This window comes from Akkermansia sp. UBA7090, assembly GCF_002493465.1.
GTDB lineage: Bacteria > Verrucomicrobiota > Verrucomicrobiia > Verrucomicrobiales > Akkermansiaceae > Akkermansia > Akkermansia muciniphila_A.
On the sequence record NZ_DKYW01000009.1, the window covers coordinates 114,479 to 141,367 of the forward strand.

Here is a 26,889-nt window from a genome sequence, read left to right on the forward strand (position 1 = left end):
ATTAGTACCCGATGCTTTGGGAAAATGCTTTGTCAAAGCCGGGGCTGGACCAGATGGTATTATGCATGGCTCCGGGGAATTCCTGGTAGCTGACCGGTACGGAGAAACAGTCCCGAAGCCGTTTGGCGTGGTTCGGCGGAATGACTTCATCCGCTCCCGCGGCCAGAATGCTGACAGGGCAGGCGACTTTGGGCGCGGCCAGGTCCGACCGGAAGTGGTCCGGAAGGAGAAGCCTGACGGGCAGGTACGGAAAGAGGCCCCGGGCGGTTTCCAGAAGGCTGTCAAAAGGAACCAGCAGCACCAGTTTTTTCACGTGCCTGACAGAGGCTACCTGGGTAGCGACTCCGGAACCGAGGCTTTGCCCGACCAGAATGACGTCATCCGGCGTTCTTCCGGTTTCCTTCAGCACGGAGTCAAGAATAGCCAGGGAGTCTCCCATAATATCCTGTTCCGTGGGGGTGCCGGTGCTGAGCCCGTACCCGCGGTAATTGACCAGGAGCTTGGCATGGGGAAACCGGTCCAGGTAGGGAAGCATCATGGAGATGTCCATGGCGTTTCCCCCGTAATATACCAGGAGGGGCTGCCCCTTCTTTTCAATAAGCCAGCCGCTGAGTTTGGCCCCATTATGGTGGAAGGTGCGCCGATGCGGTTCCCAGGCGGCCCGTTTTTCCAGATACGCGGTTTTGTCCCTGGGCTGGGGCGGCAGGTACACCAGGGAGCGGACGGAGCACTGGAGGCACGCCAGGGCCAGCGCTCCGGCAAGCAGAAGTGTGCACGGGATTTTCCATGTTCCCGTTTTCAGTAGTCTCAGAAGGTTCATGGAACGTTTTTCTTCGTGGTCATGGTTCCGGCTGTCCCGGTGCGGAGCCGGGCTGTGCCCCGTTCCCGGCAGCTCCAGCCGTTCAGGAGGGCCGTTTTGCCCTCCGCGTCCAGGCGGCTTACATCATTCAGGAATACTTCCCGGGAGGGCGTTTTGAAATGCAGCACTGTGGAAGAGGCTCCCTGGCTGTATGTTACTGTAGCCGTTTCCGTCCCCCTTCCTGTGCTTTCCAGCGTTCCTCTTCCTTCCCCCAGCGAATGGTAAAAAAGAGTCATGCCGGAAGAGGAATGCCGGACTTCCCGTTCGGAAACGGGTTCGCTTTCCCCTTCCAGGACAATCTCCGTTCTACTGCCGTTGGGGAACCATTCCGCCTGGACGTTATCCGTTTCAAGCGTGGCGCCTCCGCGCCCGCAGGAGGAAAGCGCCAGCGGGATGCCGGGCAGTAGGAAGAATGCTGATCGCATGGAAACAGTGTTTCTGAATTTGACGGGGAAGGCAATCTCTCTTTTCTCTTAATGATGGTCTTTTTCAGGGATTGAAATTTTTTCGATAGAAGAAAAACGGGAAAAGGGTATAAAGGATATATATGTTCGTCCGGATGTTTTCATGGAGTTTTGCAGCGGCAGCGTGTCTGGCGGGATTTTTCCCGGCGCAGTCCCTAGGCGGGGAAGAAGCTGCCCAATCTGGAGCCATCGCCGTGAAAGTGCCTGCCTCCAGCCTGCTGATGGCCCGCCAGGAGACGGGGGAAACCCGGCTGGACCGTTCTTTCAGTAATGCGGGGTTGAGCATAGGCGGCAAGAAATATGCCACGGGAATCGGTACGCACGCTACGTCCATGATTCCCCTTCCCGTTCCGGAAACCCCGAAAATTCTGAGGCTGGAAGGAGCATGCGGCGTTGATGACGGTGCGGATGGGGACGGAAGCGTGGAATTCCGCGTGATGAGCGGTTCCGGGGTTTTGTGGAGTTCCGGCGTGATGAAGAGGGGGATGGCCGCGAAGAAGTTTTCCATTCCGGTGGCGGAAAACGGCATACGGCATCTTTACCTGATGGCCGACCGGGTGGACAACAATTCCTACGATCATGCGGACTGGGTGGACCTGGCCTGGAAGACGGGAGGAAGTGGGCAGGGGGCGAAGGGAGCTGTGGTGAATGCCTCTGAATTCGGCATGGTTCCCGGCGTCAGAAAAGACCAGGGGCCGGCGCTGAGGGCAGCCGTTTCCGCTCTCCGAAAGCAGGGCGGAGGCGTTTTGAACATCCCCGGGGGCGTTTACCATTTTTATCCGGAGGGGGCTTTGAACATGAGCTTCCATATTTCCAACCATGACCAGCCGCTGATTCATCCGGTGTGCGTGCCCCTGGCCGATTTGAGAAATGTCCGCGTGGAGGGCAATGGTTCCCTGTTTCTTTTTCATGGCAAGGTGGTTCCCCTGCTGGTGATGGACTGCGAAAATGTCAGCGTCAACCGTTTGGCCGTGGATTACGAACGGTCCTGGTGCACGGAGGCGCGCGTCATGAAGGCGGACGACCGGTTTACGGAAGTGGAAATAGACAAAAAAGCCTATCCTTACGAAATTCGGAACAACAGATTCGTCTTTCAGGGGAAAGGCTGGGAAGAAGGGATGGGACACTGCATGGCCTTTGAGAAGGGGACGGGACATATCATCGCCAATACATCGGACATCGGCTGGAACGGACATGTGGAGCCGCTGGGCGGGAACCGTCTCCGTCTGGACTGGAACCTCAAGCAGAAGGGAATCAAGCCGGGGGATACGCTGGTGCTGCGGAATTACAACCGTCCCCATCCGGGATGCGTGGTGTACCGGGCGCGGAAAACATCACTGAATGACGTATCCCTGCACCAGAGTTCAGGCATGGCGCTGCTGGTCCAGCGGTCGGAGGATTTTCATATGAAAGGCGGCGGAGTCATGGTCAGGAAAGGTACGGGGCGCGTGCACACCGCCGGAGCGGACGCTACCCATTTTTCCAATACCCGGGGCGCAATCGTGGTGGAGAAAGCCCTTTTCGAAGGGATGATGGATGACGCCATCAATGTCCATTCCACCTGCCTGGGCGTGATGGAAGTAGTGGACAGTCATACCCTGAAGTGCAAATACATGCATCGTCAGGCGGTGGGGTTTGAGGTATTTCTTCCCGGTGAAAAAATCCGTTTCATCAACGGTCCTACGCTGGAACCCGGAGGAACGGCCACTGTGAAAACGGCCGTGAAAAAAAGTTCCTCGGAATTGGTGATTACGGTGGAAGAGCCGCTTCCCCCCTCCGTCAGGGCCGGGGATGCCGTGGAGAATGCGGATTTTTACCCTTCCGTGGTTTTCCGCGACAATATCGTCCGCAACAACCGTGCACGAGGATCTCTTTTCACAACTCCGGAGAGAGTGCTGGTGGAGGGCAATTTGTTTGACCATTCCTCCGGCTCCGCCATTCTATTGGCAGGGGATGCCCAGGGGTGGTATGAAAGCGGCGCCTGCCATGAAGTGGTGATCCGCAAAAATACGTTCATTAACAACCTGACCTCGCGCTACCAGTTTACGAATGCCATTATTTCCATTTACCCGGAAGTCAAGCAGCTGGGGAGACAGAAGGATTACTATCATCGCAATGTGCTGATAGAAAATAATGTTTTCAAGACGTTCGATGTGCCGCTGCTGTTCGCCATTTCCACGGACAACCTCAGGTTTATCAATAATAAAGTCATTTACAATGATGAGTTTAAGGGGTGGGGGCAGAAACCTTTCCAATTCAGAAGATGCGCCAATATTCTGATTAAAGATAACAAGGTGCTGCCTCCATGCACATGGACTCTTGAAGACTGCAAGCTGGAAAATACTCCCGCAGACCAGGTTCGTTTTGGTGAGTAAGTTTTTTATTTTAAGCAATATTCATAGAAATTACATTTTCCCGCGGATTGCGTATCCGGCGGCAATATATTTTCCGGGATAAAAGCATTCAGAGCTTTTCAAAGTTGCAGAGATAAGAAGAAAAATAAATCTATTTGAATATCTGTTCATTGATATTCAATAGAAGTGTGATTTTTTTCCTGTAAAAAACAGGGCCGGAGATGCAGTCCCGCCATATTGACCTGCACTATGTGCCGGGAACAAGAAAGAGCGGGGAAAGGCAATGACGAAGGCGTCAAACATGGCGGATTTTACTTTTTTGTTCTTCTTGTTTCCCTGAATAATCAAAATTTTTGGATTGATGAAGTTATACTGTATTGTGCGCCATGCAGCAGGGAACGGAAGGCTGTTGGATAAAGTTATTTAATATATTCTGGATATTTTTATCATCCTGTTTTTTCAGGAGGGGGCCAAAGACGCTGGTTGTTTTTTGATTGCGCCGTTTTTACTGCACGGCTGGATCTTATTGCAGGGCAGTGAGGTTAACTTCTGCTTTTATGCAATGGGGCCCGGCAAGGATGAACGTTCTTGATTTATGCCGGGAAGTGTCGTCTATCGCCGGGGTGGAATCCTTCAAACAGAAAAGCATTGATGTTTTACTGTTGTTTCAACAGTTTGAGAAGGGGCGGTGTCATTATAGGAATGATGGATATTTCTTCCCGCCTGGTCAAAAGATGCAGGAAATTTATTGAACCGTACCGGGTGACGGACGGCAGGGGATTCAAGTTGTCCCGCTATGACCCGGGCGATCTCGGCAAACTGGGCAAAGACAGCAAGAAAGAGGCCGTGGATAACCTGGAAAAGGGCATCGAATTGCTGGCACAGCTTCAGGAAGTATTGTATGCCAGCGAGTCTTATGCTCTGCTGGTGGTGTTGCAGGCGATGGACAGCGCGGGGAAGGATGGCATTGTGAAGCATGTGATGGGAGGCGTCAATCCGCAGGGGTGCGTAGTCAGCAGCTTCAAGCAGCCTTCCACGCTGGAGCGGAGCCATGATTTCCTGTGGCGGTGTGTATCCCGTCTGCCCAGGCGGGGAATGATTGGCATTTTCAACCGCTCCTATTATGAAGAAGTTCTTAGCGTGCGCGTGCATCCGGAGTTTCTGGCCGGAGAGGGATTTAATCCCGCCCATGCCAAAAGTGCTTTCTGGGAGGAGAGGTTCAGGTCCATTAATAATCTGGAACGCCACCTGCTCACCAACAAGACGAGCATTGTGAAAATATTCCTCAATCTTTCTCCGGAGGAACAGAGAAAGCGCCTTCTGGCGCGGCTGGATACTCCGGACAAGAACTGGAAGTTTTCAGAAGGAGATATCCACGAACGCGAATTCTGGGGCCAGTACCAGAAAGCGTATGAGGAGATGATACGCCATACCTCTTCCCGGGAGGCTCCATGGTATGTGGTGCCGGCGGACAACAAGTGGTATTCCCGGCTCGTCTGCTTGTGCGCCATTGTGGAGGCCCTGGCGGAAATGAGGCTGGAATACCCGAAGGTTTCCGGGGAATTGAAAGCGTTCTTTCCCAAATTCCGGGAGGAACTGGAACGCCCCCTGTCCGAGGGCGGGGATTAGAGAGGCATTTGGAAACGCGGAGAGAAAAACGGCGCGCCAGCGGGAGATAGCCCTCCTTTTGGCTGCGCCGCCTTATTCCATTTCATGGCGCAGATCCCGTTGTCGTCAGCGTCTGCGTTCCCAGGATTGCACTTTGCCGTTGATAAAGAGCACGTATCCGGTGTTTACTGGAACGTAGGTGACATCATTGTAATAAGGGTAATAGGGGCGGTAGAAGCCCGGCCCCCAGTAGGGGCCGCCCCAGTAAGGTCCGGCCCAGAAAGAGGGCGGCGGAGTGTAAACCGGCTGAAGGGAGGAATAAATCCAGCGCGTGGCGGATTTCCCGTTAAGGTTGCCTTCCGCTACGGCGGAGGGGTCCCCCCAGGCCAGGAAAACGGCCGGCGGAGACATCCCTTCCGCAATTTGCCCGGATTCCACCAGTGTTTTCTGGTTGGGCGGGAGGGAATTGAAAAGGGCCGGATTTTTCTGGATGCGTGATGCCGGGGTGGATACGCAGGAAGCAAGGCACAGAGCGGCGGACAGGGTAGTGAAAAGTAACTTCCAACTCATGATATGCATACGGATAACACTCACTTTGACTCTTGCCAAGGGTCTTTTGTTGAGTAAAATGTACGAACACGTTATGAAAGCGCTCCGCAATCTGGCTTTAACACTGATGGTCCCCGTTCTGGTTTCTTCCCTGTCCGCAGCGGAAAAGCCGGAAATAGTTGGCGAATATCTCCCGGTCGGCAAAATGGCGGAAGCCGCCGCCGTCAGCGTTGTGCTTGATGAAAGTCTGCAGCCGTTTATGGAAAAGATAGACGGCGTTTTCGCCTCCCTGCCCGACAAGGACAAGAAAGAGCTTGTCAGCCAGATTGTCCCCGGCCAGCCCGTCCCGTATGATGAACGCCTGGGCTGGACCAAGGACGAGTATGCCAAGTATCTGGAGTGCTGGAAGCTGAAGCAGGTGCAGGAAGTAGCGCCTGTGGCCCTGGGCATTTTCGCTTCGGGAGAACGGAATATATGGGATTTGGCTGCTGTGGCGCAGCAGGGGCCGCTGCCGATGAGCACGCTGAAGTATGATTCCAGCACCAAGTCGTGGATTTCTCCCAACGGAACCCTGTCCCTGAAAGGGGACGTGTCCTATGACGAACTGAATGTGTATGGCGCGTGGAGCGGCAAGGAATGGACGATGGAAAAGAAAACCATCCTTTCCACCCTGACGGAGACTATCATTGCGGGCAAGAGCAAGGACGGCAAATATGCCTATTTCGTTTACAACATGTCCGAAAAGAACCCGGACAATGTTGCCATTGCCAACCAGTCCATCGTTCTGCGCGTTCCCGTCACCCGCATCGCGGGGGACCCTTTGCTGGAGAAGGCCAAGGCCAAGGCCCGCCAGTAGGGATATGATGTTTCTTTCATTTCCGGTAAGACAACAATGCGTATTATCAGCGGAAAGGCCGGCGGCATAACCCTGTCTGTTCCCAAAGGGGAAGTGCGTCCCACGACAGACCGGGTCAGGGAGGCCGTTTTTTCCATCCTGAATCCGCTGATGGACGGGGCCGACGTGCTGGATTTGTTTACCGGGTCCGGCGCTTTCGGCCTGGAGGCTCTCAGCCGTGGGGCGGGAAACGCCCGCATGGTGGATTTTTCCCGTCTCTCCTGCGCGGCGGCCAAGGCCAATCTCATCAAAACAGGCCTGGAAGGCGGAACCGTTATCCAGGGGGATGCCGTCCAGTTTGTAAAAAGAGACCTGCTGGCCGGCAGGAAGTACGATATTATTTTTGCAGATCCTCCTTATTGCAAGGGTCCGGCGGACCGCGACTTTATTGTTGAGCTGGCGGAGGCAGGAGTTGCCGGGCTGTTGAAGGACGGCGGCGTGTTTATTGCGGAAGTGCAGGAGGGCTGGGGTACCGGAAGGGAAGGCGCCGCGGAAATTGACGGCCTGAATCTGGTGGATACCCGCCGGTACGGGAAAAATATGCTGCTGTTCTACCAATTACCTGAGAAGTAAGATGAAAGCCTTCCTGTTTTCCTTCTGCTACAATATTCTGTATACCGTCGGATGGCTGGTGACGCTGCCTTCCTATCTGCTTAAGCAGAAGAGAAGAGGCGGATTCGGCACGGGGCTTCTGGAGCGTTTCGGGCTGTACCGGGTCTCCTATAACCGGGAACCGAAGGGGGTATTGTATGTGCATGCCGTAAGCGTGGGTGAAGTGGTGCTGGCTCTCAAGTTTCTCCGGGCGTGGCTCCGGGAACGCGGAGGTTCCGCCGTGCTGGCCACCAGTACGGCTACGGGGCATGATACGGCGGTGAATGCGCAGGTTCCCGGCGTGCGCGTGATTTATGCCCCTTTTGACCTTCTGGGCCTGCCGGGAAGGTGTTTTGACCGTTTTGAACCGGAAGCCATTGTTCTGGTGGAGGCCGAGTTGTGGCCGAACTTTGCCCGCGCCGCCAGGGTGCGCGGCATACCCATGGCGATGATTAATGCCCGCATGTCCGCCAGATCCGAGAGCCGTTACCGCGCTTTTAAATGGATTTCAAAGTATTATTTTTCCTTCCTTGACGCTATGGGTGTACAGGACAAGGGAGATGTCCGGAGGTTTGAATCCGTGGGCGTGCGTTCCTCCATCATCCATGTAACGGGAAGCATCAAATTTGACCAGCAAATGGTGGAGCGCAAGGAGGTTAATGCGGAGTTTGCCTCCATTCTGGACAAGCTGAAACGCGGCAAGCCTGTAGTGCTGGCCGCCAGCACGCATGACGGGGAGGAAGTTTTGATTGCGGAGGCGGCGCGCAAGGCGGGGGGCTTTCCCCTGATCGTGCCCAGGCATGCGGAACGCCGCCATGCCGTGGTGCGGGAACTGGAAGCCCAAGGCTGGCAGTGCGTGCTGCGGACTGATGGGGAAATTCCGGAAACCCTGAAGGACCATGTTTGTTACATCGCGGATACGACGGGGGAATTGAGGGACTGGACTGCGCTGGCGGATGTAGCCGTGATCGGCAAAAGCTTTTTGGCGGACGGTGGCCAGAATCCGGCTGAAGCCGTCGCCTGCGGCGTGCCCGTGCTGACGGGGCCTCATATGGAAAATTTCGATGGCCTGGTCCAGCTGCTTGAAGGCGTGGACGGAATCACCAGGTGTGGAGAAGACCGTCTGGCGGACGTGCTCAAGGAGATGCTGGACAATCCCCTGCTAGCTCATGCCCAGTCTTCCCGCGCCCAGGTGGCGCTGAAGGCCCATTTCGGCGCTACGGCCCGGACCATTCGCATGATCTGCATCATGCTCAAGATTCCCGTTTAATATCGGGAGTTTTTTGCCCCTGAGGCTCCGGCCTGGAATGGGGCGGGAGGGCGAAAACTTCCCCTTGCGGCGCATCAATGATGATGTCAAAATGCTGGAAGGTGTCCACGCCAATCTGGTATCGGCCCCCTGTTCCCGTTACGGCAAAGGAAAGGCCGTCCATTTGGAAGTCCGGTCCCATGCGGAGCGTGGAGGGGATACCCAGTTTCATGACAGTACAATCCCCGTTGTGTCCGTTAATGTCGGTCGCTTTGGTGGTGAGCTGATGGCCGTTCGGATCCACGGGCCACTGTTCCACCGGCGCCATGGAAAGAGAAGAGCCGGAGTCAAGGGCCAGGGGGAAAGCGTCTCCCCCACGGGAACAGCGGATGTAAAAAATTCCGGAAGGACCTCGTTCCACATCCAGCGGCTTCATGTATTGGACGGGGAAGCGGGAGCGTTCCAGAAACTGCAGAGAAGCGTTCCTGACGGACAGCAGGAATGGGGAGAACCCCAGGTAGTTGATGCCCAGAATGCCGTCCACCTTCACCTGCATATCCTTTTGCAGGGGAGTAAGATCCAGGGCAAGGCCGAAGAAATTTTTAATATGAAGCCCTCCCATGGAGAAAGACCGCATGGCAAATAGCCGGGGGGCGGCACGGACGTTGGAACCAGGGGCGATTTGAACGTCTTCAAGAGGCAGGCCGGGAAAATTCTTCTTGATGAATTTGATGTCAAATGTGGTGTGGGAAGCCGCCGTGTCCACAATAAGATTGCATGGGACTCCATTGACAGCGCATTGCGCTACAAGAAGCTTGCTGCGGGAATCCCTCTCCAGCTTTACGGGGTTCAGGTCAGTAATGGATACGACAGGGCCGCCTGCGGCGGGAACCGCCTGTTCTTCTGCGGATAAGGGAAGCGTCCCTAACGCCAGAAGAGCCAGGGAAGTGCGGATGAAGCTGCATGAGGATAGCATTTTTTCACCATTAAGCGTGTTTTTGCAGTTTGACAAGCCAATTCTGAAGGAGCATCAGTCATGGCTGCGGTGGTTGGGTTTGTGGCGGCGTTCCAGTTCCACGCGGTCTTCGTAGTTCCGGGCCTGCACTTTCCGGTCTCTTTTTCCGGCCCGTTCCACGTTCATTTGCCTTTTTTTTTGGCGTTTTGCAAGCCGGGCGATTTCATTTTCCAAATTCAGGAAGTTCAAGTACCGCTCCTTGTCCAGCCTCCCTTCGTCCACGGCTTTCCTGATGGCGCAGCCGGAATCTTTACCGTGGCTGCAGTCCGCGAATTTGCATTCATGAGCCAGCTCCGTCAAATCCGCAAAGCTTTCACGGAGAGTATGTTCATCAGTCCACATCTGGATTTCCCGGATGCCGGGATTATCAATCAGCAAACCGCCATGCCTGAGGAGCACCAATTCCCGCGCCACTGTCGTATGGCGTCCTTTGCCGGTTACTTCATTGACTTCTCCCGTCCAGAGCCATTCATCCCCCAGCAGGGTATTGACCAGTGTGGACTTCCCAACGCCTGAGGACCCGACGATGCAGATGGTTTTCCCCTTGGAGAGGCATTTGCGGAATTCCCTGATTCCCCTGTTGTGCAGGGCGCTGATGCTGATCATGGCGCATTCCGGGGAAAGCTCCCGCAGGATTTGCATGGCTGTTGCCACTTCCTCCCTGGAAAAAAGATCCGTTTTGTTAAGCAGGATGAGGGGGGTGGCTCCGCTGCGGCGGATGAGCGTGAAGTAGCGCTCCATGCGCCTGGGGTTGAAGTCCGTTCCCGGCTCCGTCACCACGGCCACGATATCCACATTGGTTCCCAATACCTGTTCCGCGCTGCTTTTCCCTGGGGCTTTGCGGGAAAAACAGGTCTGGCGCGGGAGAATGGAGCGTATGACGGCCTCGTCTCCCGTTTCCCCTGGATCGATCGCCACCCAGTCTCCAACGGCGGGCAGTTCCGCATCCGTGGCCGCGTCATGCCAGAGTTTGCCGCTGATGACGGCATCTATATCTTCCCCCCCTTCCAGAAGAGCAGTAAAGTTGATTTTCGTTTCCCGGATGAGGCGCCCCGGCACCCAGCCTGGTTTGGCAACGGCGTCGAAAGCGCGTTGAAAGTGGTCGTTCCAGCCTAAATCCTGAAGAGTGACGGGCATGAAAATGGAAAATGTAGTTTTGGGAAAGGCCGCCGGCATTTACATGCCGGCATGGAATCGTGGGGCAAACCTTCTTCCGGTTCAAGCGTGGAACGGGTCTGCCGGCCGGCATGACGGAGCTTTCCCCTGTGCGAGACGGCATGCGCGCTCAATGATCTGGAGGGCAATTTGCGTTTTAGGCGCTTTTTCCAAAAGCTCCGTCCGGTCCGGATAAACGAGCAGCACTTCATTTTCAGAGGAGTTGAAACCAATGTCGCTGCGGGAAACGTCGTTGGCCACAATCATGTCGCACCGCTTGCGTTCCAGTTTGCCGCGCGCGTAATTTTCCACGTCATGAGTTTCCGCCGCGAAGCCTACCAGAATGCCTCTGAAGCCGAATTCCGCGCGCATGGAGCCCAGAATGTCCGCAGTACGTTCCAGTTCCAAAATCATGCGTTCCCCCGTTTTCTTGATTTTGCGGTCCGGAACGGAGACGGGGCGGTAATCCGCCACGGCGGCGCTGAGGATGGCCGCGTCTGCGTAGGGGGCCTGGTTTTTGACGGCATCATACATTTCCTGGGCACATTCCACCGGCAGGAAGTCCACTCCGTGCGGAATGTCCAGGGACGTGGGGCCGGAGATGAGAAGGACGCTGTGGCCTTCGTGAACAGCCGCTTCCGCCAGGCAATACCCCATTTTCCCGGATGAGTGGTTGGTGAGGTATCTGACGGGGTCAATAGCTTCCCTGGTGGGGCCTGCCGTGATGAGAAAACGCATGGAAGGCATTATGCGGAATCACGGGTAAAAGTGAAGAGTGATCTTGTGCAGCCGCGCATTATGTTCCGGCTTGACTCCTTCCCGCGATTGGGGGAGTTATGAAGGCGTGATTTATTGGGATAATAACGCCACCACACCGCTGGCCCCGGAGGTTTACGAGGCCATGGAGCCGTTTTTAAAAGAACGGTTTTTCAACCCGTCCGCCGGTTACGGCTGTGCCAGGCGCGTGCGCGAGGCCGTGGATGAGGCCCGTGAGGCCGTTGCCGCCCTGTTGGGCGCATTTCCTTCGGAAATTATATTTACTTCCGGCGGAACGGAGGCGTCCAATATGGCTTTCCGCCAGATGGCCGGGGTGCGGGAGGGTGGGATAGGCGTTTTGTCCACGGACCATGACGCCTCCCTGAAAACTGCCCTGGCCCTGGGCTGCGGCCGTGTCTGCCCCGTGGACGGGGAAGGGAGAGCGATTCCGGAAAAATGGGAGTCCATGTGCGCGGGGGGAGTATCCGGCGTTTCTTTTGCCTGGGCCAATAATGAGACAGGCGCATTGCAGGATGCGGCGGTTTTGTGTTCCTCCGCCGGGAAGCACGGAGTTCCCGTGCATTTGGATGTGGTTCAGTGCGCCGGGAAAATTCCCGTGGATTTACACGGAATGGAAGTGGATTATGCTTCCGTATCCGCACACAAATTTCATGGCCCCAAGGGGATTGGATGTCTGTACAGGAGAGCGGGGGCTCCTTTTTCCCCTTTGTTGTTCGGCGGAGGGCAGGAGTACGGCCTGAGGTCCGGCACGGAGAATGTTCCGGGAATCATTGGTTTTGGTGCGGCGGCGCGGGCGGCATTGAGGCACTTGGAGGAAGACGCCGGACGGCTGTCCCGGATGCGGGATTCTTTTGAGGCTCTCCTGAGGGCACAGGTGGGGGGCGTGACGGTGCATTCCGGAGGAACGGAACGTATTCCTAATACTTCCAATCTGGCGTTTGACGGGTGTACGGCGGAAGCGCTGATGCTGTTGCTGGAACCTGCCGGCCTGCTGTGTTCGGCAGGTTCGGCCTGCCACACGCTGCAGCCTGTGCCTTCCCATGTGCTGACGGCTATGGGATTATCTGATGAGGCGGTACGTTCCTCCCTGCGTTTTTCCCTGTCTTTCATGACGACGCAGGAGGAGGTGGAACAGGCGGCGGCTCTGGTGGGAGCCGCCGTTCGGAAGGTGCGCGGCGTCCAGTCTTCGCGTACCGGCCCGGTGCTTGTGTACAGGCCGTAGTGGAGGGGGGGGGAAGGTTGGGGCGCTCGTTCAGAAAGCCGTATTATATAATTTGAGGGCCGGCGGTGTGTTGAAGGAAGAGGATGGAAGAGAAGCCGGCCGGCATGGCCTTTCCTTTCATTTTTACCGGAAGGCGGGCCTTTCTTTCTTGAGTTCCATACATCCGCCATGCTAATCTGTACAGACTACAGGAAGGTTGCCGAATACCTGTTATTGATGTATGAAGATAGAACATTACCAGAATAGGGATGAAACGGAGGTTTTGAATATTTGGCTGAAAGCGTCCGAACAGGCCCATTCTTTTGCGGGCGTGGGGTTCTGGTGCGGTCTGGTGGAAGATATGAGGCAGGTGTACCTGCCCAGGGCGCGTACATGGGTGTGCAGGGACGGTGGTCGCGTTGTCGGGTTTGCCTGCCTGGTGGGGGAAGGGGAACTGGCCGCCCTGTTCGTGGCGCCGGAACGTCAGTGTGAAGGAATAGGTACAGCGCTGCTGGACTGGGTAAAGGAACACAGCAAGGGAATGCTGACGGTGGGAGTTTATGAAGAGAATGCCCGCGCCCGCGCATTCTATCGGCGGGGCGGGTTTGAAGAAATCGGCTCCAGGGAGGATGAGTTGACGGGAAGCCGGGAGTACCGGATGGAATGGAAAAGAGAGAGTATGTGATTATCATAAAAAAGGCGGAAGTTCCGATGAACTTCCGCCTCCTGTAAAGCAGACAGCCGTCAGGCGAGTTCCACCTTGACGCCGCTCTTTTCAATCTGGTCGGCCATTTCCGGAGAAAGGGCCTCATCAGTGATGAGCATGGAAACCTGGGAGGGCGCAACGGTATAGAATGCCGGGTTGTTAGCCACGCTGGTGGAAGGCATGGCGATGATCACCTTGGCATCCGCGGGGATGACGCTCTTGATGAATTCGGATTGCAGCATGTTCTTGTATCCGGCGCCATGCTTGGGGGAGTAGCAGTCCGGCGTTAGCACAACCATGTCAATGCTCAGGGAGCCGGCAGCCTTGGCGGCGTCCTGTCCTACATAGACCAGGGCTTCGCGGTCAAAGTGTCCGCCCGTGCAATAGAAGCTCAGGTTCGGAATGCCTTCAAGCCGGGTCAGCAACGTGGGGTTGTTGGAAACCACGTGCGTATCCTTGGAATTGATGTGGTTGCATATTTGATAGCCCATGGTGCTGCTGTCAATGAACATAACCACGGAAGCGGGAATATTCTGAACAGTTTTTTTGGCAATCCTGATAGACACATCGTCTTGAGTAACAATGTCTTCATGAAGGGATTTGTGAGTAAGCGCCAGAGCACCGCCGTGGACGCGCTTGAGGAAGCCGCGTTTTTCAAGGTTAATCAAATCATTGCGGACCGTTTCATCCGTGACCTTCATCTGTTTGGCCAGAGCGATGGTCCTTGCAGCTCCATGTTCGGCCAGCGTTTTCAGAATGAACTCCTTTCGTTGGGATGCTAAATACATTTGATTTTGTTTTTCTATGTAGAATGTTTACACGTTCTGGGCGTTAAGTTGTTTTCTAACAATTTTTCACTAGAACAGTCAAGCGTTAGAAATTCTAAGTTTTGATTGTTATTGTGAATAATGCAGATTTTATAATAGTGGGACAACTGAATACCGAGAAATGTACAAAAATAATTTCAAGATGCACAAATTTGTTATCGTTATGACAGATTTTATCAATCTGGAATGACGATGGAGGCAGGATCAAAGTTGGGAGTGGGGAGCGAAAGCTGGAGATGGCGCAGTTTTTCTACCATCAGGCGGGCGACAACCAGGTTTCTATACCATTTCCGGTCTGCCGGGATAATGTACCAGGGCGCTTCCGGAGTAGATGTTTTTTCAATGAGATCCTGGTAAGCTGTCTGGAATTCGTCCCAACGATTCCGGTCATCCAGGTCATCCATGCAGAATTTCCAAAGTTTGTCCGGATCCTGAAGCCTGGATTCCAGCCGTTTTTTCTGTTCCGCCTTGGAGATATTCAGGAATAGCTTGATGATGACGGTGCCTTCTTCCGCAAGCATGGATTCAAAATCGAGGACGTGCTTGTAGCGGCGTTTCCAGACCGGGTCCGGGAAGATTTTTTTCACGCGGACGGCAATGATATCTTCATAATGGGAACGGTTGAAGATGGCGATTTGCCCTTTGGCGGGCACTTCCTTGTGTACGCGCCACAGGAAATCGTGGTCCAGTTCCTCAGTAGTAGGTTTTTTGAAGGGAACTACGTGCAGCCCCTGCGGATCCACCCGGGAAAAGACATGCTTGACGCAACCGTCCTTGCCCCCTGCGTCCATGGCCTGAAGAATGACCAGAATTTTGTGCTTGTGCTGGGCAAAAAGTTTTTTCTGCAGTTCCTGCAGTTCTTCCCTCAGTTTGTCGAATTCAATCAGGGATTCTTCCTTGGTTCCAAAGAAGAGAGATTTATCGTCCGGAGAATAATCCTTTAAACGCAGTTTTTTGCCGGGAGGCACCAGGTAACGGTTCATTGTACGCGGAGTTAGTGTTGAAGATGAGGGTGAGGAGGGTGAAGATGTTTTCACGGCGGCATGTTTGGAAGGAAAGCCGGGCCCGAAGAATTGCTGAAGGGCGTTTTTAATGACTTTCCTTTTGAATTTGGGAAACATTTCCAGTTTGAGATCCTGGAGGGGAATCCATTTCGTTTTTGAAAATTCGGGGCTGCGGTGCAAGTCCGTTTTAGGGCGTCTGGTTTTGCAGCGCACAAGGAAGTAGGTTTGTTCCTGGCCTATCCAGCGCGTAACTTTACGGTTGCCGGAAGGGTATTTGTAGCGCAGGCCGGGCAGACGGTTGACAATAGTGTATTCCGTGGGGCGCAGCCCCACTTCCTCCCATACTTCCCGCGCAAGAGTCCGTTCAATGCTTTCGCCTTTAATGACGCCTCCCTGCGGGAAATGCCAGTACGGGTTGCGGCCGCTGTCCTTGCCCAGCAATACGCAGCCTTCAGCGTCCATAATGATGGCCGCTGCATTGAGTCTCCAGTTTTTTGCTGTGGGATGGGTATCCATGGCGGGAGGGAAGGCTGCTTAATCTGCGGTTTGATCCGGTGCCGCCGGCTTTTCGTTTTCCAGAGCGGGAGCTTCCTGTTCATCCTGCCAGATGAAGTGTTCCAGCTGGATGCGGCGCGCATAGGCCGCTGCTTCCCTGGCTCTGGGGCCGGAAGTCTGCGCCAGTTTTTTTGCCAGCGCCAGGGCTCCGTCCCAGTCCTGAAGCTGGCCCAGCAGGCGGATGGAGGCAAAACCGGCATTGTAGAACCAGTGCCAGTCCCTGCGTTTGTTGGAGGAACTTCCGCTGGGCGTATGGGCCAGAATGGAGGCATAGTCGTCCAGCGCCTTTTTTTGTTCGTTCATTCGTTCGTAGAACTGGGCCCGCTGGGTCAGGGCCTTGAATTTCCAGGCCAGTCCTAGGTTGGGCGTATTCAGGATTTCCGTACAGAGGTTGATGGCCTTGCGCAGCGTGTCCGAATGGGTGTCTTCCTTTGTCACCCAGGCATCCGCCTGGATGGAGAGGGCCAGCAGGCGCATGTAGCGCGGCAATGGGGTGGAAAGCAGGTTTTCCAGGGCGGAGATGCATTGATCCGCTTTCCCCATGCGCAGGAGAATGGAGGCTTCTTCTATTCTGGCAGGCTGGGCAAAGGGGGTGTCCTCCGCGCCCAGGGTTTTGAAAATGTTCAGGGCGGCGTTCAGCGTGCTGCCGGCATTACTTTGCTGGGCGGCTTTTCCTGCCAGGAAGAGGGCTGCCGCCTGAAGAGGGCTGTCAGGGTATTTGGAGGGAAAGGGCTGGAGAACAAGCTGCGCTTCATGGAAGTCTCCGTTTTTGTACAGAAGTTCTCCCAGTTTGAGATAAAGCATATCCGCCTGGTTGCCTTCCGCATCCAGGGCAATGGCCTTCCGGCAGGCCTGGATGGCGCTGGGCCATTCCTGCCGGCTCTCCGCCTCCAGAATATTCAGCCGTGCCAGCTGCATGGTCTGTTCCGGGGACAACTGCTCTTTTTCCAACAGGGGGATGATAGCCTGCACGGTTTCCAGATCCGGAGGGTTGAGATTCAGGGCTACTTCCGCCTGGTCCAGCCGCGCCTGGGTTTTCAGGGCCGGATTCTCCGCCAGAGCGATGAAATTTGCCAGCAATTCCGCAGCCTGAGGGTCCATTCTTTTAGCGGCGTAATGGGCCTGTTCAAAGAGGATGCTTTCCCGGAGCCGGGAAGAGCCTGCGGCTTCCTTGATGAGCGCGGCGGCTCCGGCGGAGTCATTGGCGTTCAGGGCGGCCAGGTTTTCATTGAACAGGGCGTTTTCCGCCGTTGTTTCCGAAGCTCGGCGGGCCGCTTCCCGGAAAAGGTTCTGCGCCAGGGAGTAGTCTTTTTTGAGGAAAGCCAGGGCGCCCTGTTGAAAGACGAGGTCAGGGGACGAACCGGGATATTTGGAAATAAGACGTTCCGCCTCCTTCAGGCGGTTTTTATCCAGCAGAACAGTAATGGTATTCAGGGAAAGAATTTGAACGGGCAGACTCTGGGGATATTTGGAGAGCCCTTCTTCCGCCATGTTGACGGCGCCCGGCAGGTCATCTTTTTCCAGAAGAAGTTTTCCCATGGCATACATGGCCGCCGGCTGGCGGGAGGCATCCCTGGCCTTTACCCAGCCGTTGAGTTTTTCCAGAGCCTGGGGATTGGTGTGGAAGATGTCTTCATCCAGCAGAATGTTGAAGGCATCCATCAGAAGGGCGGATTCCGATTTGCCGCCAATGAACGCCAGCAGGCGTTCTTCCGCCGTTCCGGCGGTGTGCGGAGCTTCCTCTTCCTGAAGCTGGGAACGCGTTTCCTCTTCCGCCTGCTCCGGATTGCTTTTCTCCCGGGCTATTTCCGCCTTGGCGAGAGCCAGACGGCCCAGATCACGTATTTTTTCCGGATAGGACTTGTTGTCCATAACGGCGGCGAAGGTTTTTATGGCCTGGTCCAGATTCCCCTGTTTGCCGGCCAGCTTTCCTTCTATGAGTTCGGCGTATGAACGCATGAGCTGGTTGCTGTCCGTCCCGGCTTCCGTTTTGAGCTGTTCAAGGATAGCGGCGGCGTCCTGGTAACGTTCCTGATTCACCAGTACATCCGCCAGAAGAAGGCGCGCGGGGCGGGAAACGGCGGGAGATTCCGCCTGCCCCAGCCTGCTGAGGGTTTCCGATAAAAGCTGCCGGTCCTGAAGCTGGCGCGCAAGCCGGGCTTTCAATTGGAACCCGTAGAGGGAAAGCGGATCTGTTTCCGGGATGGCGGTAAGTTTTTCCAGGGCTTTGGTAAAGGAGCCCTTATTGAAGAGGCCCACCGCCGTCCAGTAGGATTTCATGGGAGAGTCCGGCAGCTGCTCCCAGGCATTCAGACCTTCTTCCGTTTTTTTGGCGCGGATCAGGGCTTCCGCCAGAAAAGGGCGGATGATGGCTTTTTGTGGTTCCGCCAGGTTCCTGGAAGACAGGCATTCCTGGAAATGTTTGCTGGCTTCCAGGGGAAGGCGGTTTTCCAGGGCTTTCAGCCCCTGCTGGTATTTTTTGTTTCTCAGGAGATCCTGCCTGTCCTGCGGGAGGGTTTCTCCCGCAGGGAGGGAGGCAGCTGCAGGGGAAGCGCCGCCCAGGGAAAGCAGGGCCGCCGTGCAGGACGTGAGAACGGCATGGGGAACATGGAATCTGGAGAAGGTTTGCATCATCGTAGGATTATGATTCAGGCCCCATGAAGATGAGCCGGATGTAGCGTTTGCCGGCGGCGGTAAGCTTAGGGGCCTTGCTGGAGCCGGAAACGCGGTTGCAGGTCCTGTACAGTTGGGAGAAAGGATGCGGAACGGCCCGGATGACGACGGGTTCCGCGCACGGCTGGCTGGAAGGAGTCACGGAAACGGGAACCCCTTCCCCCGTAAAACTGATTTCCCAGGATTTTGGGTTGGCGGGGCCCGGCTTCAGCAGGAAGGGGTAGCGTTTGACAAGGCTGGGCGGCTCGCCGGAAGAGGGAGCCCGCACGACGTATTGGACCGGCAGGGAGGAGATATGGCGCGAGAGGGAGAATTCCGCCCCGTCCCTGCATTGCAAGAGGACCGGTGCCGGGTCAAAACCGGCCAGATTGAGTCCGTTATAGGAGCCGTGGCGGTTGGGAGCGCTCAGTTTCAGACTGGAATACCAGTTTTCAAAGTCATCCTGCAGTTTGAGGCAGAGTTCCAGATGCACATGGGCACGCGTTTTGTTCAAACCCGCCCCGGAGTATCCCAGTTTTCCAATGACATTTCCGGTGCCCACACGGTCGCCTTTCTTGCAGGAGACGGAGGCCAGATGGGCGTACAGGCTGTAAAGCGGCCCGTCCTTCAGTTGATGTTCAATAACCACGTAGCGGCCGTAATTGCTGTGGGCGGGGTTGGCGGAGGCATGGACTACCGTGCCTCCGGCTACGGGGTGCACGTCGTCCAGCGGCGTGCCGGAAGCATCCCTCCTGAGAGGTTTAATATCGATGCCCTCATGAAATTTGACGGCTACGGGGCCTGCCTGGGTCCTGACGAGGGTCCGTGTAAAACCGTAGGCTCCTGCTTCCCACGGCTGGGATTTTTCCCCCTCAAAGTTGCGGTCTACATACATGTAAAAATCCTGCGGGCGGTTGTCCAGCAGGGCCGTATTTTCCGTGGGGAAACGCACTACAATATCCGCCATCAGGAGTGGCATGCCCCAAAGGAACAGGAGGATGCCGGTCAGGAGTGGAAAGGAGTTGCCGTGCATGCTGATATGAAGGGTGCTGGCTCAGATCCGCCCCCGGCGGGTGCTGACCACGGTACGGTCCTTGTGTTCTTCAGGGTCTTTGGCTTCCTTCTTCTCCTGAACAGGATCCTTGGTGGGAAGAAGGGGCTTGGTAACGGCGGCCAGTTTGTTGACGGGTTCTTCCCTTTTAGGGTCCGCCGGAGGAATGAATTCAGCCATGGCGGCAAGATCCGCCGGGGAGAAACCTCCCATAATCGCCAGTTTTCCAGAGGTGACAGGTTTGCTGTAAAGGCGCAGGGGCTGCATGGCGTGGCCGTTGACGATGGGCAGTATTTGCCTGCCCAGGTTGGCGGCTGTTATTCCTTCCACCCGGCTGTCCAGGCCTTTCCGGACGTTGACAACGATGCCGTAGGTGTTGTCCAGTGCAGGGAAGGAATAATAGGATTCAATGTCTTTATGGGAAATAAAGGGGGCTTTGCTATAGTAATGTCCGTCCCTTTCAAAGGCGAATTTTCTGCTGTCCGTCGCTCCCGTCTCCATATGAAAGCTGATGGGATATTTATCCGGACCGCAGGAGCAGAGCATGAGGGAACCGAAGAGGAGCAGGAGCATTTTCATATGCGTCCATGATAGAAGATTTAGTTCTCCGGGGGCAAACCAATAAACAGGCATGGAGCGATTTTTGCCATCCTTACGGCAAAAGGGAGAGCGTTTTTTGAACAATCCTGTCCACCGGCATGAGTTTTCCCGCGCCTTCCGCTCCGCAGGCCAGAATTCCGGATTCGCTGGGGCCAAAGATGTGGTGGTCTTTCCTCTGCTGCAGGACGGCCGCGTTTTGCTGCGTAGCCGCGTGTTCCCACATGTGGACATTCATAGCCGGGCAAATGAGCACCGGAGCCTGGCAGGCCAGGTAGAGGGAGCTGAGCATGTCCGGGGCAAGGCCGTGGGCGAAATTGGCCATGGCGTTTGCCGTGGCAGGAGCTATAAGCAGAAGATCTGCCCTCTGGGCCAGCTGGATGTGCGGGGGGACCCAGTCTTCCTTTTCATCCTCAAAGGAGGAGAAGACCGGGTTGCGGGAAATCGTGTGCAGGGTGAGGGGGGTGACGAATTCAAGGGCCTTGGCTGTGCAGACGCAGTGCACTTCATGGCCGTGTTTGACCAGGGCGGAAGCGATGTCCGCCGCCTTATATGCGGCAATGGAGCCGGTAACGCCCAGAACGATGCAGGCCATGAATGGGAAAAGTCAGGCTTTGGAGGCGTTTTTGCCTTCGTCGATGAGTTTCCAGAAGTGCTTGGACTGGCTCAGGATTTCATCTTCGCCGGCAGTCGGGGAAATATTGGTGCGAAACAGGAAATCGTTCAGGCTGTTGGCGTGCAGGACGCGGTGGACGATCACTTTGCCTTCAATGACTTCAAAGTAGATACGGTAATCTTTGGCGACGTAACGGTAAAGAATTTTGCCATCCTTTTCCATTTTGCCGAAACGGGCGTCATCCAGGGTTTGGAGGGTGGATTCCGAGACTTGAAAGTCTCCGAGCAGATCCAGCTGTTCCAGAGTGGGGATGCTGGATACTTCCGCAGCGCTGATTTTATTGAAGACGATTTGAAGCACGCCCTTTTTTAAGTGCGCCAGCGGGCGAGTTCAAGCCTGAAAGAGGGGTCAGGACGATTTTGAGCGGGAGCCGTCCGGAGACCCGGCATTTATTTGGAGGCCGGGTTTGGATTAACGGGAATCCTGCGTAGGGATGATTCCTTTGCTTTTGACCACCTGGGTGCCGCGGATGACTTCGATAGACAGAGGTTTGTCTCCCGTAAGGTAATAAGTGGCGTCCAACATGTCCCCGTAGTTGCGGATAGGCGTGTCGTTGATGTTGATGAGGATGTCCCCGGTCTGGATTCCTCCCCGCGCAAGAGGCCCCCCGTTGATAAGGCCCTCAATGACGGGGGTGGAAGAGTTGATGTCCAGCAGACAGCCCAGGCGCACTCTTTTGGCTTCCGGATGGGCCGCCAGGAATGAGATGGCCCGGGCAGGCAGCAGATGGCAAGTTCCCTTGCGGGAAACTCCCAGCACAATGCCTACCAGACGGTTTTCCGAGTCGTAGCATGGCTGGCCGATGGACGGGATGGCCAGTTTGGGGAACTGGGCGCGGATAAGCCGCAGGGGGAAACTGGTGTCCCCAATGGAATGTTCCATGCCCACGTAAATTCCCTGCGTGGTCTCATTCTTGCTGCTGGCAAAGGACAGCTTGTCGCCGCGTTTAAGGATACAGGACGGGGTAAGGGGCGCCTGCCCGTCGTATATGCGGGCAGGGTCCACCTTGAAGATGGTCAGGCCTGTGAGTTTTTCCTGAGCCCAGACCTGAAGGGGCGGGGCGTTTCTGTCCCCGAGGCGGTAGGTCGTGTCTGCGTTTTTTAAAACCCGGTAGGGAATCAGGGAGGCCAGCATGTCCTTGCCGACCTGCGCCGCCATGGTTGTGTACGGCGCTCCTTCCCCCTGGGGAGGAATGGCTTCTATCTTAAAGGGAACAGGCACGGCCGCTGCCTGATAAATCAGACCAGCAACGGCCATGCCCGTCAATATAGGAGCCAGGTTCATCATGGATTGTTACATCTCAATGAGAACGCGGGATACCGGTTTCTTATCGGTATTGGAATTGGTTTTCTGCTGATTATTGGTGTCTGATGTGTCATATGAAGACGCGCCCGTCGTGAATTCGGGTTTTTCCGCAGGGGCGGCTTCGGTAGAGGTTTGTTCAATAGTTTCCTTACTTACGGGCATTGCTTTTTCCGTCAGGAGAATTTCTTCTTTTTCCTGGGAGGAGGCCACATAAGAGTCGGCTGGATCATCCATGTTGCCGGATGCGATAATAACGCCTACTGCCGCCAATGTCACGATGGACATGGAAGCATAGACCCACTGCCAACCACGAAAGTTCTGCAGATAGTTGTCCAGACGTTCGAGTAACAATTTCCAAGCAGAGTTGGCAGCCTGATCGGTTTCCTTTCTAAGATGAAAATTGCGGAGGAAATCTTCCTCAAAATTGTCATGATAGCAGGGTTCCTTACGGAGAGACGCAAGCATGGCAACCAGAGCTTCTTCCTTGTGATCTGTGGATTGTTTATCCATCTTCGTTAATATTAAATATAATAGAGGTTAGGGTATGTTAGCCCGAAATGCGGGACTATGCGTTTGACATGACAGCGAGAACTGACGTTCAATATTTTTTTAATCTATTAACTCAGATATTCCGCCAAGAGCCCCTGGAGTTCCTTGTGAGCATAATGCAGACGTGATCTGAGCGTTCCTTCAGAGATGCCCAGAAGGGCGGATATTTCCGTATGATTGAGTCCTTTCACATCGTGAAGGACAACGACTTCCCTGTGTTTGGACGAAAGTTTTTTCAGGGCTTCATTAATTTTAAGTTGCAGCTCATTCAGATGGGTTCGGCGTTCCGGGTCCGCTCCATCCGTTTCATCCGCCATGTTCATGTCCTTTTCCGTATGGTCGCCGTACTCGTCGTCGTCCAGACTGTAGGTCATTCTGCGGTTGCGTTTTTTCAGGAAGTTTCTGGCATGGTTGACGGCAATGGAGTGCAACCATGTATAAAAGGCGCTTTGCCCGTTGAAGTAGCGCAAGGCCCGGTAGGCTTTGGAGAACGCTTCCTGGGCGATGTCATAGGCGTCATCGTAGTTATCCGTCATCTGGTACAGGGTGGCATGGAGCTTGCGGCTGTGGCGAATGACGAGCTCGTCAAAAGCCCGCGAGTCTCCCTCCCGTGCCCTGGCGACCAGTTCGGTGTCTTCCAAGGTCGTGTATGCAATGGGTCCTGACATATCAACGACAGAATACCCAAAAAAAGGGATGTGCTACAAGGGCAAATCGTATGCACGGCCCCCTTTGCCCTCAAACCAGCGCATGTATGCCACATTAACTGTGGTGTATCCGCCCGGAGTCGGATAATCTCCGGTGAAATACCAGTCGCCGCAGGGGCCTTCTATGGATTCATGGAGGTTTTCGATGGTCTGGAAGATGACTTCCACAGGGCACGGCGCGTCGTGCGGCGTGACCAGGCGGGTGATTTCCCGGGAGATTTCAGCCTCAGTCAACCCTTCGTAAATAGCCTTTACGCAATTGCGCCGTTCTTCCTTGGGCTTGGTCAGTTCTTCCTTGCATGCCGTGTACACTTCTTCCAGCAGACGGACCTGTCCGTGCTGCTTGATCAGGGAGACGGCCGCCTGGAAGGCGATGAAGTTGCCCAGCTCGGACATGTCAATGCCGTAGCAGTCCGGATACCGGATTTGCGGAGCAGTAGATGCAATGACAATTTTCCGGGGATTGGTGCGGCCCAGGATGCGGAGGATGGACCTTCTCAGGGTGGTGCCGCGGACAATGGAGTCGTCAATGGCGACGAGCACGTCTTTCGGTCCTACGGCGCCGTAAGTGAGGTCATATACGTGGGAAACCAGCTGCGCGCGGCTTTTTTCCTGCGTGATGAACGTGCGCATTTTGATATCCTTGTGGGCGATTTTTTCACCGCGCGGCCAGCGCTTCAGGATAGCGCTGTCCAGCATGTTTTCATCCAGAGTTCCGTTTCTCAGGGCCTCCAGAAGCTGGGCATGCACGCGCTTGCGGCGGTAGACGCGCAAGCCTTCCAGCAACCCGTAGTAGGCGGTTTCCGCCGTGTTGGGAATGTAGGTGATAGCGGATTTGTCAAAACGGTCTTCCAGAGAATCCACGATTTGAGGGGTCAACGCCGCGCCGAGCGCCTTGCGCTCCCGGTAAACGATAGGATCGTTCCCGCGGGAGAAGTAAATCTTTTCAAAGGAGCAGGGAGCCGGTTTCAGAGGGGTGGTAAATTCCGTAATGGCATGTGTGCCGTCTGCTTTGATGGAGAGCATATTGGCCGGCGGAAGTTCTTGAACCTGTTCGCTGTCCACTTCAAAGACGGTCATCAGAGGAACGCGTTCGGAAGCCACGGCAATGAATTCATCCGTAATCAGGTAGTGGCATGGGCGGATGCCGTGCGGATCCCGCAGGCAGAAATAGTCCCCGTTGCCGATGGCCCCCATGATGGCATATCCGCCGTCCCATTGCTTGGCGGAGTTATGGATGATTTCCTGAATGTTAAGCCGGGAGGAAATGGCATGGGGAATTTCCGGGCCGGGCATGCCGCTGTCCCGCAAGGCGCGGTAAAGGTCCGTATGGGCTTCATCCAGGTGATACCCTATTTCTTCAAGGACAGTCTGCGTGTCCGTTCCGAAGACGGGATGCTGGCCGCGTTCAATCATGCGCTGGTTCAATTCCGGCGTATTGGTCATGTTGAAGTTGCCCAGAACCATCAGAGTGCGGGTCGGCCAGTTGGTGCGGCGCAGGTAGGGATGGCAGGAACCTTCGTCAAAGAGGCCGGAGGTGCCGTAGCGGAGATGCCCCATCAGGATTTCCCCGCCGTAGTCGAATTTGTTTTTGATGTCTTCCGCATCCTTCAGGTTGACCAGGCCGCGGCGGACCTTTTTGTTGAGCTTCTTGATTTGCCCATTAAAGATGCTTGTAAGGGCGTCTTTGCTGGCGTCCCGGGTACGGAACAAATAAGGCTGACCCAGAGGCATGTTCAGTTTGACGCAGCCTATGCCCGCGCCGTCCTGGCCGCGGTTGTACTGCTTTTCCATCAGGATGAGCAGTTTGTTGAATGCCCAGAGGGTGGAGCCGTATTTATCCTGAAAATAAGAGAGAGGCTTAAGCAGACGAATGGCGGCTACGCCGCACTCGTGTTTAAGAAAATCGCTCATGGGAAGATGATGAAAAGATTGTCCTGTAAGTGTGGCGTATCCGCTGCAAGGAGATGGTGTTTTTATTCGCCCTGTACTTTGACATGAATGCCGCGGCCTTCTCTCAGCGTGCCGATGACTGTGCCGCCCGGACCTGCCTTCAATGCGGCTTCCGCGTCTTCAGGCTTCACAATGGCTACCCAGCCAATGCCCATGTTAAAGGTGTTGAAGCGGTCCTGCGGATCCACATGCTTCAGGATTTTCTGGGCTGCGGTGTTGTCCCAATAGGGAATGGAGAGGTCTGCTCCGTAGTCGCCCAGGAAGCGTTCCAGGTTTTCCGGGAGGCCTCCCCCCGTGATATGGGCGTATGCCTTCGGGGTGACGTTGAAGCGGCGCATATCTGCCACCACGTCATGGTACAAGCGGGTGGGCTGGAGAAGGGAACGAAGTTCCTCTTCATCAACTACATCCGGATTTTCTTCCAGAATGCGGCGGATGAGGCTCCAGCCGTTGGCATGGAAGCTGTCGGATTTGTAGCCGATGAATACGTCTCCGGGTCGGACGGTTTTCGGATCAATCAGTTTGCTTTTTTCACAACAGCCGATGCAGAAGCCGGAGAGTTCCACAATGGATTCCGGCACCACACCGGGCATTTCCGCCGTTTCTCCTCCGGCCAGGATGCAGTTGCAGGATTCCAGGTAGTCGCACATGCCGGCCACCAGGCGGGTGATGCGGGAGCGTTCCCGTTCCAGATTGGAGATGCCCAGATAATCCAGGAAGAGAAGAGGGTCGCCGCCCGTGGTAAGAATGTCGTTGACGTTCATGGCCACCAGGTCTTTGCCGGCGGTTTCCACCATGTCCAGTTCAAAGAGAATTTCCGTCTTGGTGCCTACGCCGTCGCACCCGGTGACGATGACCGGTTCCTTGTAGGAGCTCAAATCATAGGCAGCGGCGAAAAGGCCAAAGGCCTGGTGAAGAGATCTCTGCTTTTGCGTTCTTTTAACGTGAGAGCTGATGTCGGATACAAAGGCGGCTGCTTCTTTGGTATCGACCCCCGATTGCTTGTAGGTTAGTTTGCCGGACATTGAACGGATGAACTGGGTGTGCCAGCATCCTAGAGGAAGGCTCCTTCCGCGGCGAGTGAAAAAAGAAGTATTTTTGCCATAGGACGCGCGGGAGGAGCTGTTTTCATTCCACTTCTATCTTGCAGTCGCGCCGGAGCCACCAGGCATCCAGGGAGAATTTACCCGGTCCCGTATAGAAGATGGTCAGATAGATCAGCAGGTAGATGGCCGCGAGTTCCTGCGCTCCCCAGCCGGAAAGACCAAGGACAAGAAAGAGCGCTACACACATGTTAATGACCAGGATAAGGGAGGCCAGACGGGTGAGGAATCCCAGCAAGAGGAGGACGGAACATCCGAATTCCGCGCCTACGCACAGCAGCAGGGACAGAAAATTGCCGATTCCCAGCGGATCCTGGAAAGCCGCCCAGTTTCCGCTGATGAGCATGCCCAGTTTGGGAATGCCATGCACAAGCATCATGACTGCTACGCCCAGGCGCAGCAACAGAACGCCGAAGTCCATGCTGGTGTTGGTGGCCAGGGGGCCAAGCAGGCGGCATGCGGATGATTTGCTTTTATTCTGTTCCAT

Annotated in this window: 26 protein-coding genes; 7 read left to right on the forward strand and 19 right to left on the reverse strand. The window is 55.3% G+C overall.

Features of this window, described 5'->3' with window-relative positions; genetic code table 11:
* Position 1 precedes the first annotated feature (1 nt).
* Together B3075_RS03425 and B3075_RS03430 are read right to left on the reverse strand one after the other, a co-directional pair.
* Positions 2–820, reverse strand: coding sequence for an alpha/beta hydrolase (locus B3075_RS03425; RefSeq protein WP_290489647.1), 819 nt, complete (start codon positions 818–820; stop codon positions 2–4).
* Complete coding sequence (locus B3075_RS03430; RefSeq protein ID WP_290489648.1) at positions 817–1,284, reverse strand: hypothetical protein; 468 nt, start codon at positions 1,282–1,284, stop codon at positions 817–819. The genes B3075_RS03425 and B3075_RS03430 overlap by 4 nt, the downstream gene beginning before the upstream one ends.
* A 233-nt stretch (positions 1,285–1,517) precedes the next feature.
* Here B3075_RS03430 and B3075_RS03435 point away from each other — a divergent pair, with 233 nt between their 5' ends.
* A complete protein-coding gene (locus B3075_RS03435; RefSeq protein WP_290489649.1) occupies positions 1,518–3,698 on the forward strand; it encodes an NPCBM/NEW2 domain-containing protein in 2,181 nt (726 codons plus the stop codon).
* Between the two features lie 681 nt (positions 3,699–4,379).
* On the forward strand, positions 4,380–5,306 hold the full coding sequence (locus B3075_RS03440) for a polyphosphate kinase 2 family protein (RefSeq protein ID WP_290489650.1): 927 nt from the start codon (positions 4,380–4,382) through the stop codon (positions 5,304–5,306).
* Positions 5,307–5,411: 105 nt separating this feature from the next.
* Here B3075_RS03440 and B3075_RS03445 read toward each other — a convergent pair whose 3' ends face one another.
* Positions 5,412–5,855, reverse strand: a complete 444-nt coding sequence (locus tag B3075_RS03445; protein WP_290489651.1) for a hypothetical protein — start codon at positions 5,853–5,855, stop codon at positions 5,412–5,414.
* A 73-nt stretch (positions 5,856–5,928) separates the two neighbouring features.
* Between B3075_RS03445 and B3075_RS03450 the strand changes: the two genes are divergently transcribed.
* From B3075_RS03450 to B3075_RS03460, 3 genes are read left to right on the forward strand one after another with little or no spacing between them, the layout of a single operon-like run.
* Positions 5,929–6,690 carry a hypothetical protein gene (locus tag B3075_RS03450; RefSeq protein WP_094167854.1) on the forward strand — a complete coding sequence of 254 codons (762 nt, stop codon included), beginning with the start codon at positions 5,929–5,931 and terminating at the stop codon, positions 6,688–6,690.
* Positions 6,691–6,726: 36 nt separating this feature from the next.
* On the forward strand, positions 6,727–7,302 hold the full coding sequence (locus tag B3075_RS03455; RefSeq protein WP_290489652.1) for an RsmD family RNA methyltransferase: 576 nt from the start codon (positions 6,727–6,729) through the stop codon (positions 7,300–7,302).
* A gap of 1 nt (position 7,303) precedes the next feature.
* A complete protein-coding gene (locus B3075_RS03460) occupies positions 7,304–8,590 on the forward strand; it encodes a 3-deoxy-D-manno-octulosonic acid transferase (RefSeq protein WP_290489653.1) in 1,287 nt (428 codons plus the stop codon).
* Here B3075_RS03460 and B3075_RS03465 read toward each other — a convergent pair.
* The 3 genes from B3075_RS03465 to B3075_RS03475 form a co-directional block, all read right to left on the reverse strand.
* Positions 8,574–9,545: a retropepsin-like aspartic protease gene (locus B3075_RS03465; RefSeq protein WP_094136942.1), complete on the reverse strand. Its 972-nt coding sequence runs from the start codon at positions 9,543–9,545 to the stop codon at positions 8,574–8,576. The genes B3075_RS03460 and B3075_RS03465 overlap by 17 nt on opposite strands.
* A 54-nt stretch (positions 9,546–9,599) precedes the next feature.
* The gene (rsgA, locus tag B3075_RS03470) at positions 9,600–10,721 is read right to left on the reverse strand and encodes a ribosome small subunit-dependent GTPase A (protein WP_290489654.1); all 1,122 of its coding nucleotides are present in this window, start codon (positions 10,719–10,721) and stop codon (positions 9,600–9,602) included.
* 81 nt (positions 10,722–10,802) lie between these two features.
* On the reverse strand, positions 10,803–11,477 hold the full coding sequence (locus tag B3075_RS03475; RefSeq protein ID WP_256943583.1) for a phosphopantothenoylcysteine decarboxylase: 675 nt from the start codon (positions 11,475–11,477) through the stop codon (positions 10,803–10,805).
* Between the two features lie 70 nt (positions 11,478–11,547).
* On the opposite strand from B3075_RS03475, the gene B3075_RS03480 reads away from it, so the two are divergent.
* Positions 11,548–12,738 (forward strand): cysteine desulfurase family protein, encoded by a 1,191-nt coding sequence (locus B3075_RS03480; RefSeq protein ID WP_290489655.1) that lies wholly within the window; start codon positions 11,548–11,550, stop codon positions 12,736–12,738.
* A gap of 220 nt (positions 12,739–12,958) precedes the next feature.
* Positions 12,959–13,402, forward strand: a complete 444-nt coding sequence (locus B3075_RS03485) for a GNAT family N-acetyltransferase (RefSeq protein ID WP_094136945.1) — start codon at positions 12,959–12,961, stop codon at positions 13,400–13,402.
* Positions 13,403–13,461: 59 nt separating this feature from the next.
* On the opposite strand, the gene B3075_RS03490 is transcribed toward B3075_RS03485, so the two are convergent.
* The 13 genes from B3075_RS03490 to B3075_RS03550 form a co-directional block, all read right to left on the reverse strand.
* Positions 13,462–14,211, reverse strand: coding sequence for a DeoR/GlpR family DNA-binding transcription regulator (locus B3075_RS03490; RefSeq protein WP_012419521.1), 750 nt, complete (start codon positions 14,209–14,211; stop codon positions 13,462–13,464).
* A gap of 215 nt (positions 14,212–14,426) precedes the next feature.
* On the reverse strand, positions 14,427–15,770 hold the full coding sequence (locus B3075_RS03495; RefSeq protein WP_290489656.1) for a PPK2 family polyphosphate kinase: 1,344 nt from the start codon (positions 15,768–15,770) through the stop codon (positions 14,427–14,429).
* An 18-nt stretch (positions 15,771–15,788) separates the two neighbouring features.
* The gene (locus B3075_RS03500) at positions 15,789–18,443 is read right to left on the reverse strand and encodes a tetratricopeptide repeat protein (protein WP_290489657.1); all 2,655 of its coding nucleotides are present in this window, start codon (positions 18,441–18,443) and stop codon (positions 15,789–15,791) included.
* Between the two features lie 7 nt (positions 18,444–18,450).
* Positions 18,451–19,494, reverse strand: coding sequence for a M23 family metallopeptidase (locus B3075_RS03505; protein WP_094136948.1), 1,044 nt, complete (start codon positions 19,492–19,494; stop codon positions 18,451–18,453).
* 21 nt (positions 19,495–19,515) lie between these two features.
* A complete protein-coding gene (locus tag B3075_RS03510; RefSeq protein WP_290489658.1) occupies positions 19,516–20,091 on the reverse strand; it encodes a hypothetical protein in 576 nt (191 codons plus the stop codon).
* Between the two features lie 73 nt (positions 20,092–20,164).
* On the reverse strand, positions 20,165–20,704 hold the full coding sequence (locus tag B3075_RS03515; protein ID WP_094136950.1) for a flavoprotein: 540 nt from the start codon (positions 20,702–20,704) through the stop codon (positions 20,165–20,167).
* 12 nt (positions 20,705–20,716) lie between these two features.
* A complete protein-coding gene (locus tag B3075_RS03520; protein WP_012419515.1) occupies positions 20,717–21,085 on the reverse strand; it encodes a hypothetical protein in 369 nt (122 codons plus the stop codon).
* A 111-nt stretch (positions 21,086–21,196) separates the two neighbouring features.
* Positions 21,197–22,072 (reverse strand): PDZ domain-containing protein, encoded by an 876-nt coding sequence (locus B3075_RS03525; protein WP_290489659.1) that lies wholly within the window; start codon positions 22,070–22,072, stop codon positions 21,197–21,199.
* A gap of 6 nt (positions 22,073–22,078) precedes the next feature.
* Positions 22,079–22,600, reverse strand: a complete 522-nt coding sequence (locus B3075_RS03530; protein ID WP_094136952.1) for a hypothetical protein — start codon at positions 22,598–22,600, stop codon at positions 22,079–22,081.
* 107 nt (positions 22,601–22,707) lie between these two features.
* A complete protein-coding gene (locus B3075_RS03535) occupies positions 22,708–23,307 on the reverse strand; it encodes an RNA polymerase sigma factor (protein WP_094136953.1) in 600 nt (199 codons plus the stop codon).
* A 33-nt stretch (positions 23,308–23,340) separates the two neighbouring features.
* Positions 23,341–25,260 carry an amidophosphoribosyltransferase gene (locus B3075_RS03540; RefSeq protein WP_290489660.1) on the reverse strand — a complete coding sequence of 640 codons (1,920 nt, stop codon included), beginning with the start codon at positions 25,258–25,260 and terminating at the stop codon, positions 23,341–23,343.
* A gap of 62 nt (positions 25,261–25,322) precedes the next feature.
* Complete coding sequence (purM, locus tag B3075_RS03545) at positions 25,323–26,324, reverse strand: phosphoribosylformylglycinamidine cyclo-ligase (protein ID WP_290489661.1); 1,002 nt, start codon at positions 26,322–26,324, stop codon at positions 25,323–25,325.
* Between the two features lie 103 nt (positions 26,325–26,427).
* Positions 26,428–26,889 carry a DoxX family protein gene (locus tag B3075_RS03550; RefSeq protein WP_094136955.1) on the reverse strand — a complete coding sequence of 154 codons (462 nt, stop codon included), beginning with the start codon at positions 26,887–26,889 and terminating at the stop codon, positions 26,428–26,430.

What these genes read in the sequence shown, in the direction of transcription:
- B3075_RS03440 (WP_290489650.1), top strand. Translation starts at nt 4,380, where the DNA reads ATGATGGATATTTCTTCCCGCCTGGTCAAAAGATGCAGGAAATTTATT.
- B3075_RS03500 (WP_290489657.1), bottom strand. Translation starts at nt 18,443, where the DNA reads ATGATGCAAACCTTCTCCAGATTCCATGTTCCCCATGCCGTTCTCACG.
- B3075_RS03550 (WP_094136955.1), bottom strand. Translation starts at nt 26,889, where the DNA reads ATGGAACAGAATAAAAGCAAATCATCCGCATGCCGCCTGCTTGGCCCC.
- B3075_RS03530 (WP_094136952.1), bottom strand. Translation starts at nt 22,600, where the DNA reads ATGGATAAACAATCCACAGATCACAAGGAAGAAGCTCTGGTTGCCATG.
- purM (WP_290489661.1), bottom strand. Translation starts at nt 26,324, where the DNA reads ATGTCCGGCAAACTAACCTACAAGCAATCGGGGGTCGATACCAAAGAA.
- B3075_RS03455 (WP_290489652.1), top strand. Translation starts at nt 6,727, where the DNA reads ATGCGTATTATCAGCGGAAAGGCCGGCGGCATAACCCTGTCTGTTCCC.
- B3075_RS03475 (WP_256943583.1), bottom strand. Translation starts at nt 11,477, where the DNA reads ATGCGTTTTCTCATCACGGCAGGCCCCACCAGGGAAGCTATTGACCCC.
- B3075_RS03485 (WP_094136945.1), top strand. Translation starts at nt 12,959, where the DNA reads ATGAAGATAGAACATTACCAGAATAGGGATGAAACGGAGGTTTTGAAT.
- B3075_RS03425 (WP_290489647.1), bottom strand. Translation starts at nt 820, where the DNA reads ATGAACCTTCTGAGACTACTGAAAACGGGAACATGGAAAATCCCGTGC.
- B3075_RS03460 (WP_290489653.1), top strand. Translation starts at nt 7,304, where the DNA reads ATGAAAGCCTTCCTGTTTTCCTTCTGCTACAATATTCTGTATACCGTC.
- B3075_RS03535 (WP_094136953.1), bottom strand. Translation starts at nt 23,307, where the DNA reads ATGTCAGGACCCATTGCATACACGACCTTGGAAGACACCGAACTGGTC.
- B3075_RS03495 (WP_290489656.1), bottom strand. Translation starts at nt 15,770, where the DNA reads ATGGATACCCATCCCACAGCAAAAAACTGGAGACTCAATGCAGCGGCC.
- B3075_RS03450 (WP_094167854.1), top strand. Translation starts at nt 5,929, where the DNA reads ATGAAAGCGCTCCGCAATCTGGCTTTAACACTGATGGTCCCCGTTCTG.
- B3075_RS03465 (WP_094136942.1), bottom strand. Translation starts at nt 9,545, where the DNA reads ATGCTATCCTCATGCAGCTTCATCCGCACTTCCCTGGCTCTTCTGGCG.
- B3075_RS03430 (WP_290489648.1), bottom strand. Translation starts at nt 1,284, where the DNA reads ATGCGATCAGCATTCTTCCTACTGCCCGGCATCCCGCTGGCGCTTTCC.
- B3075_RS03445 (WP_290489651.1), bottom strand. Translation starts at nt 5,855, where the DNA reads ATGAGTTGGAAGTTACTTTTCACTACCCTGTCCGCCGCTCTGTGCCTT.
- B3075_RS03490 (WP_012419521.1), bottom strand. Translation starts at nt 14,211, where the DNA reads ATGTATTTAGCATCCCAACGAAAGGAGTTCATTCTGAAAACGCTGGCC.
- B3075_RS03505 (WP_094136948.1), bottom strand. Translation starts at nt 19,494, where the DNA reads ATGCACGGCAACTCCTTTCCACTCCTGACCGGCATCCTCCTGTTCCTT.
- rsgA (WP_290489654.1), bottom strand. Translation starts at nt 10,721, where the DNA reads ATGCCCGTCACTCTTCAGGATTTAGGCTGGAACGACCACTTTCAACGC.
- B3075_RS03525 (WP_290489659.1), bottom strand. Translation starts at nt 22,072, where the DNA reads ATGATGAACCTGGCTCCTATATTGACGGGCATGGCCGTTGCTGGTCTG.
- B3075_RS03510 (WP_290489658.1), bottom strand. Translation starts at nt 20,091, where the DNA reads ATGAAAATGCTCCTGCTCCTCTTCGGTTCCCTCATGCTCTGCTCCTGC.
- B3075_RS03515 (WP_094136950.1), bottom strand. Translation starts at nt 20,704, where the DNA reads ATGGCCTGCATCGTTCTGGGCGTTACCGGCTCCATTGCCGCATATAAG.
- B3075_RS03540 (WP_290489660.1), bottom strand. Translation starts at nt 25,260, where the DNA reads ATGAGCGATTTTCTTAAACACGAGTGCGGCGTAGCCGCCATTCGTCTG.